This window comes from Pilosibacter rotomagensis (assembly GCF_045062245.2).
GTDB lineage: Bacteria > Bacillota > Clostridia > Lachnospirales > Lachnospiraceae > Pilosibacter.
This window is the reverse complement of record NZ_CM170323.1, coordinates 1,685,073-1,700,086: the sequence shown is the minus strand read 5'-3', so window position 1 is coordinate 1,700,086 and position 15,014 is coordinate 1,685,073. Positions and strand designations below refer to the sequence as shown.

At 50.2% G+C, this 15,014-nt stretch carries 12 protein-coding genes and 1 tRNA gene; 2 read left to right on the top strand and 11 right to left on the bottom strand.

What is annotated here, in order from left to right; translation table 11 throughout:
- Window positions 1-262: 262 nt before the first annotated feature.
- A complete protein-coding gene (locus tag ACI3EW_RS07535) occupies window positions 263-1,282 on the bottom strand; it encodes a glycosyltransferase family 2 protein (RefSeq protein WP_215702480.1) in 1,020 nt (339 codons plus the stop codon).
- Window positions 1,283-1,689: 407 nt separating this feature from the next.
- Between ACI3EW_RS07535 and arcC the strand changes: the two genes are divergently transcribed.
- On the top strand, window positions 1,690-2,619 hold the full coding sequence (gene arcC / locus ACI3EW_RS07530) for a carbamate kinase (protein WP_405580256.1): 930 nt from the start codon (window positions 1,690-1,692) through the stop codon (window positions 2,617-2,619).
- 355 nt (window positions 2,620-2,974) lie between these two features.
- On the opposite strand, the gene ACI3EW_RS07525 is transcribed toward arcC, so the two are convergent.
- From ACI3EW_RS07525 to ACI3EW_RS07480, 10 genes are all read right to left on the bottom strand, one after another.
- Window positions 2,975-3,769: an RnfABCDGE type electron transport complex subunit B gene (locus ACI3EW_RS07525; RefSeq protein WP_117484145.1), complete on the bottom strand. Its 795-nt coding sequence runs from the start codon at window positions 3,767-3,769 to the stop codon at window positions 2,975-2,977.
- A gap of 13 nt (window positions 3,770-3,782) precedes the next feature.
- Window positions 3,783-4,358, bottom strand: a complete 576-nt coding sequence (gene rsxA, locus ACI3EW_RS07520) for an electron transport complex subunit RsxA (RefSeq protein ID WP_021904899.1) — start codon at window positions 4,356-4,358, stop codon at window positions 3,783-3,785.
- A gap of 15 nt (window positions 4,359-4,373) precedes the next feature.
- Complete coding sequence (rsxE, locus tag ACI3EW_RS07515) at window positions 4,374-5,207, bottom strand: electron transport complex subunit RsxE (RefSeq protein WP_117484144.1); 834 nt, start codon at window positions 5,205-5,207, stop codon at window positions 4,374-4,376.
- 13 nt (window positions 5,208-5,220) lie between these two features.
- Complete coding sequence (locus ACI3EW_RS07510) at window positions 5,221-5,838, bottom strand: RnfABCDGE type electron transport complex subunit G (RefSeq protein WP_405580251.1); 618 nt, start codon at window positions 5,836-5,838, stop codon at window positions 5,221-5,223.
- Entirely contained in the window at window positions 5,825-6,769 is a 945-nt protein-coding gene (locus ACI3EW_RS07505) for an RnfABCDGE type electron transport complex subunit D (RefSeq protein WP_015554661.1), read from the bottom strand. The genes ACI3EW_RS07510 and ACI3EW_RS07505 overlap by 14 nt, the downstream gene beginning before the upstream one ends.
- A 12-nt stretch (window positions 6,770-6,781) precedes the next feature.
- The gene (gene rsxC / locus ACI3EW_RS07500) at window positions 6,782-8,110 is read right to left on the bottom strand and encodes an electron transport complex subunit RsxC (protein WP_021904897.1); all 1,329 of its coding nucleotides are present in this window, start codon (window positions 8,108-8,110) and stop codon (window positions 6,782-6,784) included.
- A 242-nt stretch (window positions 8,111-8,352) separates the two neighbouring features.
- A complete protein-coding gene (locus ACI3EW_RS07495; RefSeq protein WP_485663344.1) occupies window positions 8,353-10,227 on the bottom strand; it encodes an ABC transporter ATP-binding protein in 1,875 nt (624 codons plus the stop codon).
- Window positions 10,224-11,984 (bottom strand): ABC transporter ATP-binding protein, encoded by a 1,761-nt coding sequence (locus ACI3EW_RS07490; protein WP_329752262.1) that lies wholly within the window; start codon window positions 11,982-11,984, stop codon window positions 10,224-10,226. Before ACI3EW_RS07490 ends, ACI3EW_RS07495 begins: the two co-directional genes overlap by 4 nt.
- Window positions 11,985-12,042: 58 nt before the next feature.
- A complete protein-coding gene (locus ACI3EW_RS07485) occupies window positions 12,043-13,392 on the bottom strand; it encodes an MATE family efflux transporter (protein ID WP_405580243.1) in 1,350 nt (449 codons plus the stop codon).
- 200 nt (window positions 13,393-13,592) lie between these two features.
- Window positions 13,593-14,585, bottom strand: coding sequence for a DUF4397 domain-containing protein (locus ACI3EW_RS07480; RefSeq protein WP_405580240.1), 993 nt, complete (start codon window positions 14,583-14,585; stop codon window positions 13,593-13,595).
- Window positions 14,586-14,790: 205 nt separating this feature from the next.
- Here ACI3EW_RS07480 and ACI3EW_RS07475 point away from each other — a divergent pair.
- A tRNA-Thr gene (locus ACI3EW_RS07475) sits at window positions 14,791-14,863 on the top strand.
- Window positions 14,864-15,014: the final 151 nt, after the last annotated feature.

Below are 15,014 nucleotides of genomic sequence, written 5' to 3'. Positions count from 1 at the left end.
CTGTGCGGCCGGGGATCTTCATGATAGTTTTTGTCGGTCGTTTCCTTCTTGAAGAACATTGGAAACTATTAGTATTGGCAGAACTGCCTGTTTTGAGTTAGAATAAATGTGTGTTATTTCTTCATTACAGATTAATTTAACACAAAAAGAGGACCTTGGATTCATTATGAACCCTTGGTCCTTCTTTCTTCAGAACGATATTATTTCTACCGGACATGATCGTAACGGTTTTCTCCTTCAACATCGATCCGTCTCCAGGCGCCTAGTTAAATCCGAAGAATTTCTGCGCGATCTTATATCCCGCGATGGAGAGGGATCTTCCGCCTTTTCCCGGAAGGTTCATGCCCTGTCCCAAGAAGCCCCAGCGGAGTCGCAGGTAGAGCGCCGGATTGGATTTCTTTAACTCTTCCCACAATGCTTTTTTCTTTGCCATATTCTCCTCGCTGCCGGACTTGATCGCGAGGATCGAGCAGATGACCATCATGATCTCTAAGTAACGGACCATATAGTGGCGGAGCTTCTTATTCTGGATCTTCGTCACATCATAGTAGCCAAGCATCAGCTTCGTCACGCGGATCTGCTGGTCGATTCTTCCGATCATGACCTGTTCATTGACAGACTGGTCGGAGCGGCCGATAAAGTAGCGGTAGAAGTTCACATCCAGGTAGTACATCGTATGTACATGCGGGAGCGGCTCGTAGACGAAGATATTGTCCACGTAGAATGTGTGCTCCGGGAGCTCCAGTTTACAGTCTCTCAAAAGTTCCGTTCTGTAAACGACAGAATGCATCAGGATATACTGTCCTGCAACGAACACCTTCACATCGCTCCAGGTAAAGATCTCGTTCTTCGGAAGCGCCAGATTATAGTTCATGACTTTCTTGTGCTTCGCGCCCTGTTTCTCATAGACAAAGTTTGTGATCAGCATATCCAGGGTATCTTTTCCGTAAACAAAGCGGCGCAGGGTGTCGAGCACCTGCCTGTAGGCCTGCTCATTTACCCAGTCATCACTGTCCACAACCTTAAAATAGATTCCGGTCGCGGCCTTTAATCCCGCGTTAACCGCAGCGCCGTGTCCACCGTTCTCCTGGTGGATCGCCTTACAGATACCCGGATATTCTTTCTCATAACGGTCAGCGATCTCCGCCGTATTGTCTTTTGTGGAACCATCATCCACGATCAGGATCTCCACCTCGTTTCCGCCCGGAAGCAGAGACTTGATACAGTTTTCCATATACGCCGCTGAATTGTAGCATGGAATTGCTATCGATAACAGCTTCAAAATTGTTTCCTCCTTACGTTCCCCGTGTTGGGGATCATTCACTGCCGCCACACAGAGCGCACGCCACAGTGATCTCTCGACTCAGTTGTTCCTATTTTAGCATAAGTTATCTGAAAATGCAAAAAATTATTTCTTTCAATTCTCTTTCATTCCGGCATAAAATTCATCCCGTAAGCTTCTGCCGCCGCAGCGCCATATATAATTTTCAGTTCAGGAAATTTCTCCTGTACTCAATCATAAAACTTTGAGTTTTTTCTTCCATAATCTATCAAAATATGGTAAAATATCTGAAAATACACAGGCGCAGACCGTTTTGTGCCGGTCCGCGGAGAAAACTTATCCGCGGCTCCCGCGCAATTTTATCTGCCCAGACGATATCGGTACATAATAGAAATGAGGTATTAGATATGGCAAAGAAAAGACTTGTTTTAGCACTTGGACATGACGCTCTCGGAACGAACCTTCCGGAGCAGAAGACAGCCGTTACAAAAACAGCGAAAGCCATCGCTGATTTTATTCAGGACGGCTGGCAGGTTGTGATCACCCACGGAAATACTCCGCAGCTCGGTATGATCCACACCGCGTTAAATGAATTTGCGAAAAATCACGAAGGTTACACTCCGGCTCCGATGTCTGTCTGCTCCGCAATGAGCCAGGGATATATCGGCTACGATCTCCAGAACGCTCTCCGCTCCGAGCTTATCAAACGCGGCATTTACAAAGCTGTATCTACGATCTTAACACAGGTTACAGTTGACCCGTACGATGAGTCCTCCTACACTCCAATGAAGGTGGTTGGACGTGTGATGAACGCCGAGGAGGCAAAAGAGGAAGAGGCAAAGGGCAACTTCATTGTGAAGGAAGGCGAAGGCTATCGCCGTATCGTTGCGGCTCCGAAGCCGGTCGCAATCGTTGAGATCGACGCGATCCGCGCCCTCGCTGATGCTGACCAGCCGGTGATCGCTGCAGGCGGCGGCGGAATCCCGGTTATGGAACAGGGCTCCCACCTAAAGGGTGCCAGCGCTGTGATCGAGAAAGACCGCGCAGCCGGACTTCTCGCGAAGGAGCTTGACGCTGATGTCCTGATGTTCATCACAGGTGTTCCGAATGTCGTATTAAACTACGGCAGTGACCATCCGATCAACATCGATAAGATGACAACGGCTGAGGCAGCCCGCTATGCCGGGGAAGGCCACTTTAAGACAGGGTCGATGCTGCCGAAGGTTGAAAGCTCCATCGACTTCATCAACGCAGGAAAAGGACGACGCGCGATCATCACTTCCCTTGATGGTGCAAAGAGTGCTTTAGCAGGTAAAGGCGGCACGACGATCCAGTAGGCAATACATTCTGATTTGACTCAGGTCAATCTTATTTAAATCCGGAACAAACAAGAATATGATCCCAGGGAGTTCTATACAGGCACTTCTCTGGGATCTTTTTTCAAATAATCTTCTCCCAACTGTTCTAATCATCCAAATCTCTTTAGTGAAAATAATAAAGAATGCACCTTGGCGTATTCTCGCGCGGTCGCTTGCGACAATCTACATCTTCGCGCGAGTATGTATCATTGTCACGTTAGTGCCTTTTGTGTAATAGGAAATTCCTTGTACTCTCCTATTACACAAAAAAGACCCGCCAGAAAGCATTTCTGCCTTCCGCGGGTCTTTCATTTTTCTACAAGTTGTTATCCAATCAGATAATAACATGTGCCGGGCACTTAGCCGCGCACTTGCCGCAGCCGGTACACTTTGTGTAATCGATCACAGCAACATTGTTATCCATATGGATCGCATCGAACTCACACTGCTTTGTGCAGAGTGTACATCCGATACAGCCTGCCTCGCAGACCTTCTTGACAGCCGGTCCTTTGTCGTGGGAGCTGCACTGTACGAGGTGGTTTGCCTTGTACGGAACAAGCTCGATCAGGTGACGCGGACAAGCCTCCGCACACTTACCACAGGCAACACACTTCTCCTTGTCGACAACGGCAACACCGTTTACAACATGGATCGCGTCAAACTGACATGCCTTCACACAGCTTCCGGAACCGAGACATCCGTAGTTACAGCCCTTGGAGCCGCCGCCCGGAACTGCATCTGCGATCTTGTGGCAGTCGTCAATACCATAGTAGTTGTATTTCACAGTTGCCTTATCGCAGGTACCTTTACATTTTACAAATGCAACCTTCTTCTCAGCGGAACCAGCCTCAACGCCCATGATCGCAGCGATCTTTTCTCCTACCGGAGCGCCGCCGACCGGACACTGGTCAACCTTTGCCTTGCCCTCTGCAATTGCTTTTGCGAGAGCGTCACAGCCTGCGTAACCGCAGCCGCCGCAGTTGTTGCCCGGAAGCTCTGCACGAACCAGAATTTCCTTCTCATCTACTTCTACTTTAAACTTCTCGCTGGCGATTCCAAGGAGTACGCCGATGACGATACCGACGATACCGACAACCGCAGCAGCGATGATAATGCCTGTCATGTTCATCTCTCGTTCCTCCTTAAATCATTCCGGAAAATCCGAAGAGAGCGATCGACATTAAGCTTGCTGTGATCAGGACGATCGGGGATCCCTGGAAAGCGTGCGGCACATCATTGTGCTCGATCTTCTCACGGATACCTGCAAGCAGGACGATGGCGATCAGGAATCCAACGGAAATACCGATACCGTTTACGACACTCTGAATGAAGTTGTAGCCCTTCTGTACGTTTGTCAGCGCAACACCGAGAACCGCACAGTTTGTTGTAATTAACGGAAGGTATACGCCGAGTGCCTCATAAAGGCTAACCATGTTCTTCTTTAAGAACATCTCAACGAACTGAACCAGAGCCGCGATTACAAGGATAAATACGATCGTCTGTAAATACTCGATATGGAGCTTTACGAGAACGAAATCATAAACAAGGCTTGTGCAGGCAGATGCGATCGTAATAACGAATACGACTGCAGCGCCCATACCAGCTGCTGTCTCTGTTTTCTTGGATACACCAAGGAACGGGCAAAGACCGAGGAACTGGCTTAAAACAACGTTATTCACCAGGGCAGAACCGATGGCGATCAATAAAAGTTCTTTCATTTCTCCATTTCCTCCTTAATTTTCTTTGCCGGCATCTGCTGCTTCCGTCTTAGCTGCCTCTGCCGCTTTTGCAGCCTCAGCTGCCTTCTTAGCTGCGAGAGCCTTCTCTGCCGCTGCCTTCTTTGCTGCCGCTGCGGCTGCTGCTTCCTCTGCCTTCTTCTCAGCAAGAGCAGCATGGTTTGTCATGCTGACACAGCCTGCACAGCTTGCGCAGTTACCGCCGCATACAAGGTCAGACTTCGGTGCGTCACCGTTGGTCGCGCATGGAAGACGGAGCTTGTTCTGGATCGCGGAAAGCATAGCCAGAGTGAACAGAGCACCCGGTGCAAGGATGATGATGGAAATGTGGTAAGCTTCCGGAATGATGGTGTGTCCGAAGATCGCACCTGCACCGAAGAACTCACGGCACATACCGATGACGGTAAGGGAAAGGGAGAATCCAAGTCCCATACCAAGACCATCGAAGAAAGATTCAACCGGACCGTTCTTGCAGGCATATGCCTCTGCACGGCCAAGGATGATACAGTTAACAACGATAAGCGGGATATAAATACCCAGGGATGCATACAGGGACGGAACGTAGCCCTGCATTAAGAGCTGTACGACTGTAACCAGGCTGGCTACGACTACGATGAATGCCGGAATACGGACTCTGTCCGGAATGATCTTACGCAGTGCGGAGATCAGCAGGTTGGAAAACATCAGTACGGCTGTTGTGGAAAGTCCCATGCCGAGACCGTTGATGGCGGATGTTGTCGTCGCAAGAGTCGGACACATACCTAACATCAGGATGAAGGTTGGGTTTTCCTTGATAATACCGTTATATAAACGTTCTACGCATTTATTCATGAATGCCCACCTCCTAGTTTAAGCAGTTATGCAGATAGTATAAAGCTGCATTGACTGCGTTTGTTGTAGCGTTTGATGTGATGGTGGCACCGCTGATGGCATTGATCTCAGTGTCAGACGCAGAACCGGATTTTGTTACGCTTAAGCTCTCGCAGTTCTTGCCAATGTACTGATTTCTGTAGTCATCATCTTTTGCCTTTAAGCCAAGACCAGGAGTATCACTTGTCTCACGGATACCAACACCTGTGATAGTGCCGTCTGCATCAAAGCCGATGGAGAGCTTGACAGCTCCGCCGTAGGAGTCGTTGGACAGGGAGTTGATCACATGTCCTACTACTTCGCCGCTTGCGTCCTTTGCCTCGAGAACGGACTCGATCGCAACGCCGCCGAAGCCGAGGTTTGCGATCTCATCAGCTGTCTCAGCGATCTTTTCTGTGGAACCTTCCACATCATCGAAGCTCTCTGCCTCCGGAAGGACCTGTTTGTAGGTTGCGTTGTTGGCTGCGATGGTAGCCGCCTCGATCGGAGCTTTTGTCACATCATAGACAACACCGAGACATAAACCGGAAACCAGGGTGATCGCAAAAAGGATCAGGGCATCTTTCATAAATCCAGACTTACTTGCTGCCATTTTTCTTACCCCCTTTTCCGAATGCTGTCGGGAGAGTTACCTTCTCAATCAACGGAACAAGCATGTTGCAGAAGATAATTGCGTAGGAAACGCCCTCTGCACCGCTTCCGAAGATACGGAACAGTCCTGTTAAAATACCAAGGCAGATACCGAATACGATCTGTCCTTTTGCAGTGATTGGGCTTGTTACATAGTCGGTAGCCATGAAGAATGCACCGAAGATCAGTCCGCCGCCGCAAACCTCTGCGAGCACGTAGTTAATATTGTGCTGGCCGAAGATAAATGCGAATACTGCGAAGGAAAGGATGTATGCTGCCGGGATGCGGATCGTAATTACTTTCTTAACGAGCAGGTAAGCTGCACCGATTAAAAGGGCAATTACGGAAACCTCACCGATGGTTCCCGGAATCTTACCAATGAACATAGCTGCAAGATCATATGTATCACCGGCTTTGATCGCCGCAAGAGGAGTTGCACTCGCAACTGCGTCTGTTACCGGGTCTGTGAACTTTGTCATAGCCTGTGCAAAGGAGATCAGCATAAAGCATCTCGCTGCCAGAGCCGGGTTCATCCAGTTCTGACCAAGTCCGCCGTAAAGCTGTTTTACGACGATGATTGCGAATACACCGCCAAGGATCGGCATCCATAACGGAATTGCCGGCGGCATATTTAAGCCTAAGATCATACCTGTGACAAGGGCACTGCCGTCACTGATGGTAACCGGCTTGTGCATCAGTGTCTCAAAAAGGTACTCACTGAGTACACAGGAAAGAACCGTTGCAACAACAACGATAAGGGAATAGATACCGAACTGCATCACGCCCCAGATCGTAGCCGGAAGCATTGCGATCGCCACATCGTACATTAAGTTCTTCGTGGAAACACCGCAGCGTACGTGAGGGGATGATGATACGTTTAATAATTTACTCATTTGTCACACCTCCTACGCTTTCTTTCTTCTGGCTGCCATGACAGCTTTACGCATCTCTTTGAATGCCTGTGTCAGCGGTCTGTGGGCAGGACAGATGAAAGTACAGGAGCCGCATTCGCAGCACTCCATACCATTTAATTTTTCGAACAGGGCAAGATCATTTCTTTCTGCTGCCGCCATCATCATCTGCGGAACAACATGACCTGGACATACCTCGATACAGCGTCCACAGCGGATACACGGAGATTCCGGATTTGCCGCAACCTGATCTTTTGTGAAGCAGGTCAGGGCAGAGGAGTTCTTCATAACCGGAATGTCCAGAGAGAATAATGCCTGTCCCATCATAGGACCACCGGAGATCATCTTCTCCGGCTCTTCCTTAAAGCCGCCTGCAGCTTCAAGGATCTCGCGGTAGCACATGCCAAGCGGAACCTGGAAGTTCTGCGGGTTTTTAACCGCATCACCGGTAACAGTAATGATCTTACGAATTAACGGTGTGCTCTCGCAGACAGCGTTATAAATAGAAATAACAGTGTCTACGTTATCTACGATACATCCTGCATCCGCCGGAAGCATCGTGGAGTTGATCTCGCGTCCGCCTGTAACCGCATAGATCAGGAAACGCTCGCCGCCCTGCGGATACTTTGTCTTTAACGGACATACCGTGATCTTTGGCTCGTCTTTTACGAGACCTTCCAGAAGCTTGATCGCCTCCGGCTTGTTCTCCTCGATTCCGATCACGCCTTTCGCGTTCGGGAACATGCTTAACATGACTTTGATGCCGCCGATCAGTCTCTCCGGCTGCTCCATCATCAGGCGATAGTCACTTGTCAGATACGGCTCACACTCAGCCGCGTTTACGATAATGTGATCGATCGCATTGTCATCCTTCGGTGCAAGTTTTACGTTGGTCGGGAAACCTGCGCCGCCAAGACCTACGATACCGGCTTCTTTTACGATATTCCGGATCTCTTCCTTGGAAAGTTTTGTGTAATCGCGTTTTTCGCCAAAACCTTCGATTGCTGTGTACTCGTTATCGTTCTCAACGATAATGGACTGTACGATTGCTCCGTTCGCAACCAGACGCGGTTCGATTCCCTTTACTGTACCGGATACGGAACAGATAACATTTGCGGAAATGAAGCCGCCTGCTTCAGCGATCTTCTGGCCAACCAGGACCTTGTCACCCTTGGCAACAAGCGGTTTCGCCGGAGCACCGATATGCTGGGAGAGAGGATAAACCAGCTCACCCTTCGGCTGGATCACCTGAATCGGCTTATCTGCGGACAGTTCTTTTCCCTCATAAGGATGAACGCCGCCTATAAATGTGCTCAGACCCATTTAACAAACCTTCTTTCTATAAAATTTCATAGTACCCATCACCTCGTAGTATAGCATATTTGGAATTTTTCTACAATTAGAAATCGGTTAACTTTTTAACAGAAATGGCCTTTTTCGGCGTTTGTATCAAAAAAAAAACAAAAATAAGGTGGGAGACCACTTAAGAAAATGAAGTTTTCAACAAAAAAAGCGGACAGGAACCGCGATTCCGTCCACTTTTTTCCATTTTCTGTTAGTTTTTACTAATTTAATTCAGCCATACCTGTATACAATCGGTAATAACGTCCTTTTTCTTTCAGGAGATCCTCATGATCACCGCGCTCAATGATCTCTCCATTCTCCAGAACCATGATGGCGTTGGCGTTGCGCACGGTGGAGAGGCGGTGGGCGATCACAAAGGTGGTCCGTTCTGCCATCAGACGATCCATGCCCTGCTCGATGTGCTTTTCCGTTCTCGTATCGACGGAGCTCGTCGCTTCATCGAGGATCAGGATCGGTGCCCTGGATACCGCCGCTCTCGCGATATTAAGAAGCTGCCTCTGGCCCTGGCTCAAGTTCGCGCCATCGCTCTCAAGAACGGTGTCATAGCCCTTGGGAAGCCGCATGATAAAGGAATGGGCAGATGCCATCTTCGCCGCCTGAATAACTTCCTCGTCGGTGGCATCAAGCCTTCCGTAGCGGATATTCTCCATGACCGTTCCCGTAAACAGGTGGGTGTCCTGAAGAACCATGGCGATGTGGCGGCGCAGCTCGTCCCGCTTAATATGGCAGATATCAACGCCGTCGATGGTGATGGTCCCGCTCTGGATATCGTAGAAGCGGTTGATGAGATTCGTGATCGTCGTCTTCCCGGCTCCCGTGGAACCCACGAAGGCGATCTTCTGCCCCGGCTTTGCGTAAAGGCTGATATCCTTTAAGATGACCTTGTCCGGGTTGTAGCCGAAGGTCACATGATCTAACACCACTTCCCCGTGCATGCCGTCCATGGATACTGCGTCCTTATCATCCTCCGTCTCCGGCTCCTCATCCATCACGGAGAAAACGCGCTCCGCTCCGGCGAGGGCTGAGAACACGTTGGAAACCTGCATGGAGATCTCGTTGATCGGTCTCGAGAACTGTCTTGAAAAATTCAGGAATACCGTGAGCCCGCCGACATCGAAGTTTTTCACCACGCAGAGGATCCCGCCGATGCACGCCGTCAGGGAATAGTTTATCTGGCTTAAGTTGTTCATCACAGGTCCCATCATGCCCCCAAGGAATTGGGCGCGGATCTGTTTTTCGCGGAGATCCCTGTTTAATATATCAAATTCTTCCTCCGCGATCTCCTCATGGCAGAAGACTTTTACTACCTTCTGTCCGGTGATGGTCTCCTCGATGTATCCGTTTAAAGCACCGAGAGCCGACTGCTGGGCGCTGAAGTATTTCTGACTCCGCTTTGCGACTTCTCCGCCGGCCCGCAACATGAGCGGGATCATGATCAGGGTCACAGCTGTCAGCCAGATGTTCGTGTAAAGCATGAGGAACAAGGTTCCGATGATGCTTAAGGTTCCGGAAAAGAGCTGCACAAGAGTACTGCTCAGCATATTTCCGATGGTGTCCACGTCGTTTGTGAAGCGGCTCATCAGATCCCCATTGGAATTTGTATCGTAAAATCTCACCGGAAGCTTCTGCATCTTTGTAAAGAGGTCTGTCCGGATCCGCACAAGGGCGCTCTGGGCAACCTCTAACATCAGTCTTGACTGGAGATAATTTGCGATAACCCCCAGAAGATAGACGCACGCCATCATGGTCAGCCCTTTAAAAAGTCCCGCCACATCTCCGGGACTTCCGTCCGGCGGTGCAATAAAGCGGTTGATGATCGGGCGCAGCATATAGGAACCGGTCAGTGTCGCCACCGTGTTTACAATGACACAGAAAAATGCGATCCCCATCCGGAGCCTGTCCGCTTCCAGATAAGAAAGCAGGCGCTTTAAGGCCGCTCCTGTGCTCTTTGGGCGTCCTCCGCCTCTGGGAGCACCCGGTCCTCTTCCCATTCCTCTCCTTTTCGGTGCGGCTGCCACGCGTCCGGCATATCGTTTTTTCAGACTCGCTTCGCGGTCTGCTCTCGTGACGCTCATACTGCCGCCTCCTCTCCTGCCCCAATGGACTGATTTCCGATCTGGGTCGTATAGATCTCGCTGTATGTCTCACAGGTCTTTAAAAGTTCCTCGTGGGTTCCGTGACCGATGATCTTTCCGTCCTCCAGTACCAGAATCTGGTCTGCCTCCTGAACGGAGGAGATCCTCTGGGCGATGATGATCTTTGTGGTATCCTTGAGATCATGATAGAGACTCTCCCGGATCTTCGCCTCCGTCGCCGTGTCAACAGCGCTGGTGGAATCATCCAGGATCAGGATCTTCGGGCGCTTTAAGAGTGCTCTCGCGATACAGAGACGCTGTTTCTGACCGCCGGAGACATTGACGCCGCCCTGCCCCATCTCGGTGTCGTACCCGTTTTTGAAGGTCTTAACGAAGGGATCTGCCTGGGCGCTCTCTGAAAACCGGATCACATCCTCCATCGGCGCGTCCTCATTTCCCCATCGGAGATTTTCCTCGATCGTTCCCGAGAAAAGGACATTTTTCTGAAGGACCATGCCGACACCCTCACGAAGGTGTTTTAAAGAGTACTCTTTGACGTTCACGCCGTCGACAAGGACTTCACCTCCGGTCACATCATAGAGTCTCGGGATCAGCTGCACAAGGGAGGTCTTTCCGCTTCCCGTGGAGCCGATGATCCCGATCGTCTGTCCCGGTTCTGCCGTAAAGGAGATCCCTTCCAGAACGAGATCCTTTCTCCCGTTCTCTCCGCTGTAGCCAAAGCTTACATTCTTAAACTCCACACGGCCTTCCGTGACTTTTTTATCCTTATTTTTCGCATTATCATCATTTAAGCCGATCTCTGTGTCGAAGATCTCATTGATCCGCTTCATGGATGCGCTGGCGCGGGAGCTCTGTAAGAATACCATGGAAAGCATCATGAGGGACATCAGGATCTGCACGATATACGTCGTAAACGCAGTGAGATCCCCCACCGGCATCTTTCCGGCAATGATGATATTTCCTCCATACCAGACGACAGCCAGTGTCGTCACGTTCATGGCGAACATCATCACCGGCATCGTAGTGATCACGATCCGGAGGGCCCGGAGACTGCTCTCCTTTAAGTCGCGGTTCAGTCTGCTGAATTTTTCGATCTCATGAGCCTCCCGGACAAAGGATTTGACCACGCGGACATTCGTCAGGGATTCCTGAATCCCGGAATTCAAACGGTCCAGTCTCCTCTGCATCTCTCCAAAACGCGGGAATGCAGTCTTTAAGATCAGAATGATCGCCGCGAGAAGAAGTGGGATCACGATGAGGATGATGACCGCAAGCTGACAGTTCATCATAAACGCCATGATCAGGGCGCCGAGGAACATTCCGGGCGCTCTAAGCGCCATACGGAGCCCCATCATCAGGACGTTCTGAACCTGCTGGACATCGTTCGTGAGCCTCGTGACGAGAGAACCGGTGCTGTAACCGTCGATGTTCTCAAAGGAGAACTGCTGAACCTTTCTGAAGAGGTCGTTTCTCATGTCACTGGTAAAGGAGATGGACGCCTTTGCGGAAAAGTAGGCGCCGAGGATCCCACCCACCGCCATAAAGAGAACGGTCAGCACCATCAGGGCCCCCATCTTTCCGATATAGGCGAGATTCCGATCCGCAACGCCGTTGTTGATGATCATGGACATAAATTTCGGGAGCATGACCTCTCCCGCCACCTCGGTGAGCATCATCAGCGGACCAATCACGAAGGCACTGAGATACGGGGTGATGTATTTTTTGTATCGTTTCAATTCTGTTGTTTCCTTTCTGGTCAGATCTGCATTCGTTGGATTCTTTTGATGCAGTTTATCACGCATCTTCCCTCGGAAGTTTTCTCCTAACGATATAGAAGCAGATCATATGGGCCGTCGCCGTGACGATCCAGGTAAACGGATAAGATAAGTACAACACCGTCAGGTTATGGTATACTTGGAACACCGTAAAGATCCAGACGATCCGGAGTCCGCACGCTCCCAGAAGGGAGACGCACATCGGTATGACGGAATATCCGAGACCGCGGATGCTGCCCACCATCGTATCCATGATCCCACAGAGGAAATATGTCGTTCCAAAGACCACAAGTCTTCTCATTCCGTATACCATGACCTCCGGGTCCGAGGAATAGATCCGGATCAGGGCATGTCCGCAAAGATAAGCCGGAATTCCCATTCCGAGTCCCACGGCCGTTACAACGCCAAGGCAGGTAAACATGATCCGGTTGATCCTCGAATACTTTTTGCCGCCGAAGTTCTGGCTTGTGAAGCTTAAGTTTGCCTGATAAACCGCATTCATGGCATTATAGATGAATCCCTCAATATTCTGGGATGTCGTATTTCCTGCCATTGCGACAGAACCGAAGGAATTCACAGAGGACTGGATCAGAACATTGGAAATAGAAAATACTGCGCCCTGCATCCCCGCCGGAAGGCCTACCTGAATGATCTGGCGGAATTTTGAGCGGTGGATCTTCAGAGCTTTTAAATGAAGCTTCAGACAACCCTCACTCTCCATCAGGCAAAGGATCACCAGACACGCCGAAATCGCCTGAGAGATCGCGGTCGCCAGAGCAACTCCCGCCACATCCATCCGGAACATGATCACAAAAAAGAGGTTTAAGACCACATTGATCACGCCCGCCGCCGTAAGGAAATACAGCGGGCGCTTCGTGTCTCCCACCGCGCGGAGAATCGCGCTTCCGAAGTTGTAGATCATATTCGCAGGCATGCCGATAAAGATGATCCGCATATAGATCGTAGATTTATCGATCACATCGTCCGGGGTTCCCATGAGTTCCAGCATTGGTCTCGAGAGAAGCTGACCCACAATGATCAGAAAAAGACCGCTGACGATGCTGAGTGCCATGGCCGTATGGATCGTATCCTGCACGTCTTTTTCCCGCTTCGCTCCGTAATATCTCGCCACGATGACATTGACACCCACGGACAGTCCGATAAAGATATTGATCATCAGGTTGATCAGCGCCGTTGTGGAACCCACCGCCGCCAGAGACTGGCTGCCCGCGAAACGTCCCACAACGATCACATCCGCAGCGTTGAACAGAAGCTGCAGGATTCCGGAAAAGATCAGCGGAATCGTAAAGGTGAGCAGTTTTCCAAGGATCGGGCCGCTGCACATGTCCATCTCGTAATTTTTCTTCATAATACTCCTTTTCCCGTATCTGTATTTTCTTTCCGGCAGCATCCGGAAAGAAAAGCAGACTGGCATTTCCCGTCCCTGTCCGTCCGCTCATTCTATCCACGGCTGCTCCCGGTGCCGGAATGCGTAAGGCACATTCCTTTTATCTATTACGCAAATTATAGACGATTTTTACAAATAATGCAATCCTGCCACAACACGCTTCAGTCCTCAAGGACATACACCCGGAAGAGGCCGGACCACGGATTTCCGATAATATAGCAGGTGTAGGCTCTTCCAGCACGAACATTGACGTTGAAGGTGAGAAGTGGATTCGGCACGGTGCAGGTCGGACAGGAAACGCCGACGATAGAAGAAAGGACAAGGACCGGAAGCTCGCCTAATGCCGAAACTGCATACTGGGAACCTGTTACAAAGAAGGTATAGGTTCCGCTGGATGTCTGTTTATAGCTCGTCACTTCCTTGTATCCGATCCCCGCAAATGCTGTCTGGTTGTTGAAGGTCCGCACATCGTAGCTGGATCCCGCGTAGGACATGTTCGCGACACGGAGGCAGCCGTAACCTGACGGAACGTTCGTACAGCCCATGTCGGAGACACGGGTCAGGGACACTCCGGAAACCGTGTCTAAGATCACCATCGTGAGCCTCTCACCGGACACAAAGGCAATCGTCTGCTGATAATAGATCTGACCGTTGGTCCTGCGCACAGTGACGGTATGGAATCCGTCCGTCACGCGGATATAAGAAGAGATCGTGGCAAATTCGGAACCGGAAAAGATATTCCGGCCATCGATATAGACGTCCAGAGTTCGGCCCGACGTGCTGGCATTTAAAAACCGGACTCTGCTGTAGTAATTTCCTCCTGAGACCGTCGGATATGTGACCGGAAAAGAAATCGTCGGAAAGCCCGGGCGTCCGATGGTATTGTCGGGATAGACAGGGCGACCGCCAGACGGCGCGACCGGTGTCGTTGGGATTCCAGCGAGATCGTCATCCCCAGGATAAACAGGTCTTCCGCCCGGTGAAGCGATGGGCGGCACAGGGATTCCCGCAAGATCATCGTCTCCCGGATAAACAAAAACTCCTCCTAATGGCTCGACCGGTGTCTCCGGTACATTTGCGTCATTCTTCCCTGCTACAACCTCCGCTGTATTCTCTCCCGACGGTTCCGGCATTGATGTTGGATTCTCTGGCATATTAACACCTCAATATCTTTTTTACTACAAAATATGAAAGCAGAACGGAAAATGTTCCCTGCACATGTTTGAACCTCCATGAGCTTTCCGAGGAATTGATCTTTTTGTATGAAAAATTTATTCAAATTTTTTTGTTTTTATCGTTGACAAACCTGTTGATCCATGATACTATATTGGAGGTTCGAAAAACACAGTAAATGTGTTCGCTGCCTTGGCTCAGCTGGTAGAGCGTCGCCTTGGTAAGGCGGAGGTCGGCAGTTCAAATCTGCTAGGCAGCTTAAACCATGAGGCTTTCCGGAATATCCGGGAAGCCTTTTTTCGTGTTACAGGGAATTTCCTGTTGTACGAAAAGGTACGAACGCGCCAGTGATGTACACACACGCAGGACGCCCGGACATGTCAGAGCAATTGTTTATTACAATTGATAAG

Coding starts and splice junctions, on each gene's coding strand:
- rsxC (WP_021904897.1), bottom strand. CDS start 8,110: ATGGGTCTGAGCACATTTATAGGCGGCGTTCATCCTTATGAGGGAAAA.
- ACI3EW_RS07505 (WP_015554661.1), bottom strand. CDS start 6,769: ATGAGTAAATTATTAAACGTATCATCATCCCCTCACGTACGCTGCGGT.
- ACI3EW_RS07480 (WP_405580240.1), bottom strand. CDS start 14,585: ATGCCAGAGAATCCAACATCAATGCCGGAACCGTCGGGAGAGAATACA.
- rsxE (WP_117484144.1), bottom strand. CDS start 5,207: ATGAATAAATGCGTAGAACGTTTATATAACGGTATTATCAAGGAAAAC.
- ACI3EW_RS07525 (WP_117484145.1), bottom strand. CDS start 3,769: ATGAACATGACAGGCATTATCATCGCTGCTGCGGTTGTCGGTATCGTC.
- rsxA (WP_021904899.1), bottom strand. CDS start 4,358: ATGAAAGAACTTTTATTGATCGCCATCGGTTCTGCCCTGGTGAATAAC.
- arcC (WP_405580256.1), top strand. CDS start 1,690: ATGGCAAAGAAAAGACTTGTTTTAGCACTTGGACATGACGCTCTCGGA.
- ACI3EW_RS07485 (WP_405580243.1), bottom strand. CDS start 13,392: ATGAAGAAAAATTACGAGATGGACATGTGCAGCGGCCCGATCCTTGGA.
- ACI3EW_RS07495 (WP_485663344.1), bottom strand. CDS start 10,227: ATGAGCGTCACGAGAGCAGACCGCGAAGCGAGTCTGAAAAAACGATAT.
- ACI3EW_RS07510 (WP_405580251.1), bottom strand. CDS start 5,838: ATGGCAGCAAGTAAGTCTGGATTTATGAAAGATGCCCTGATCCTTTTT.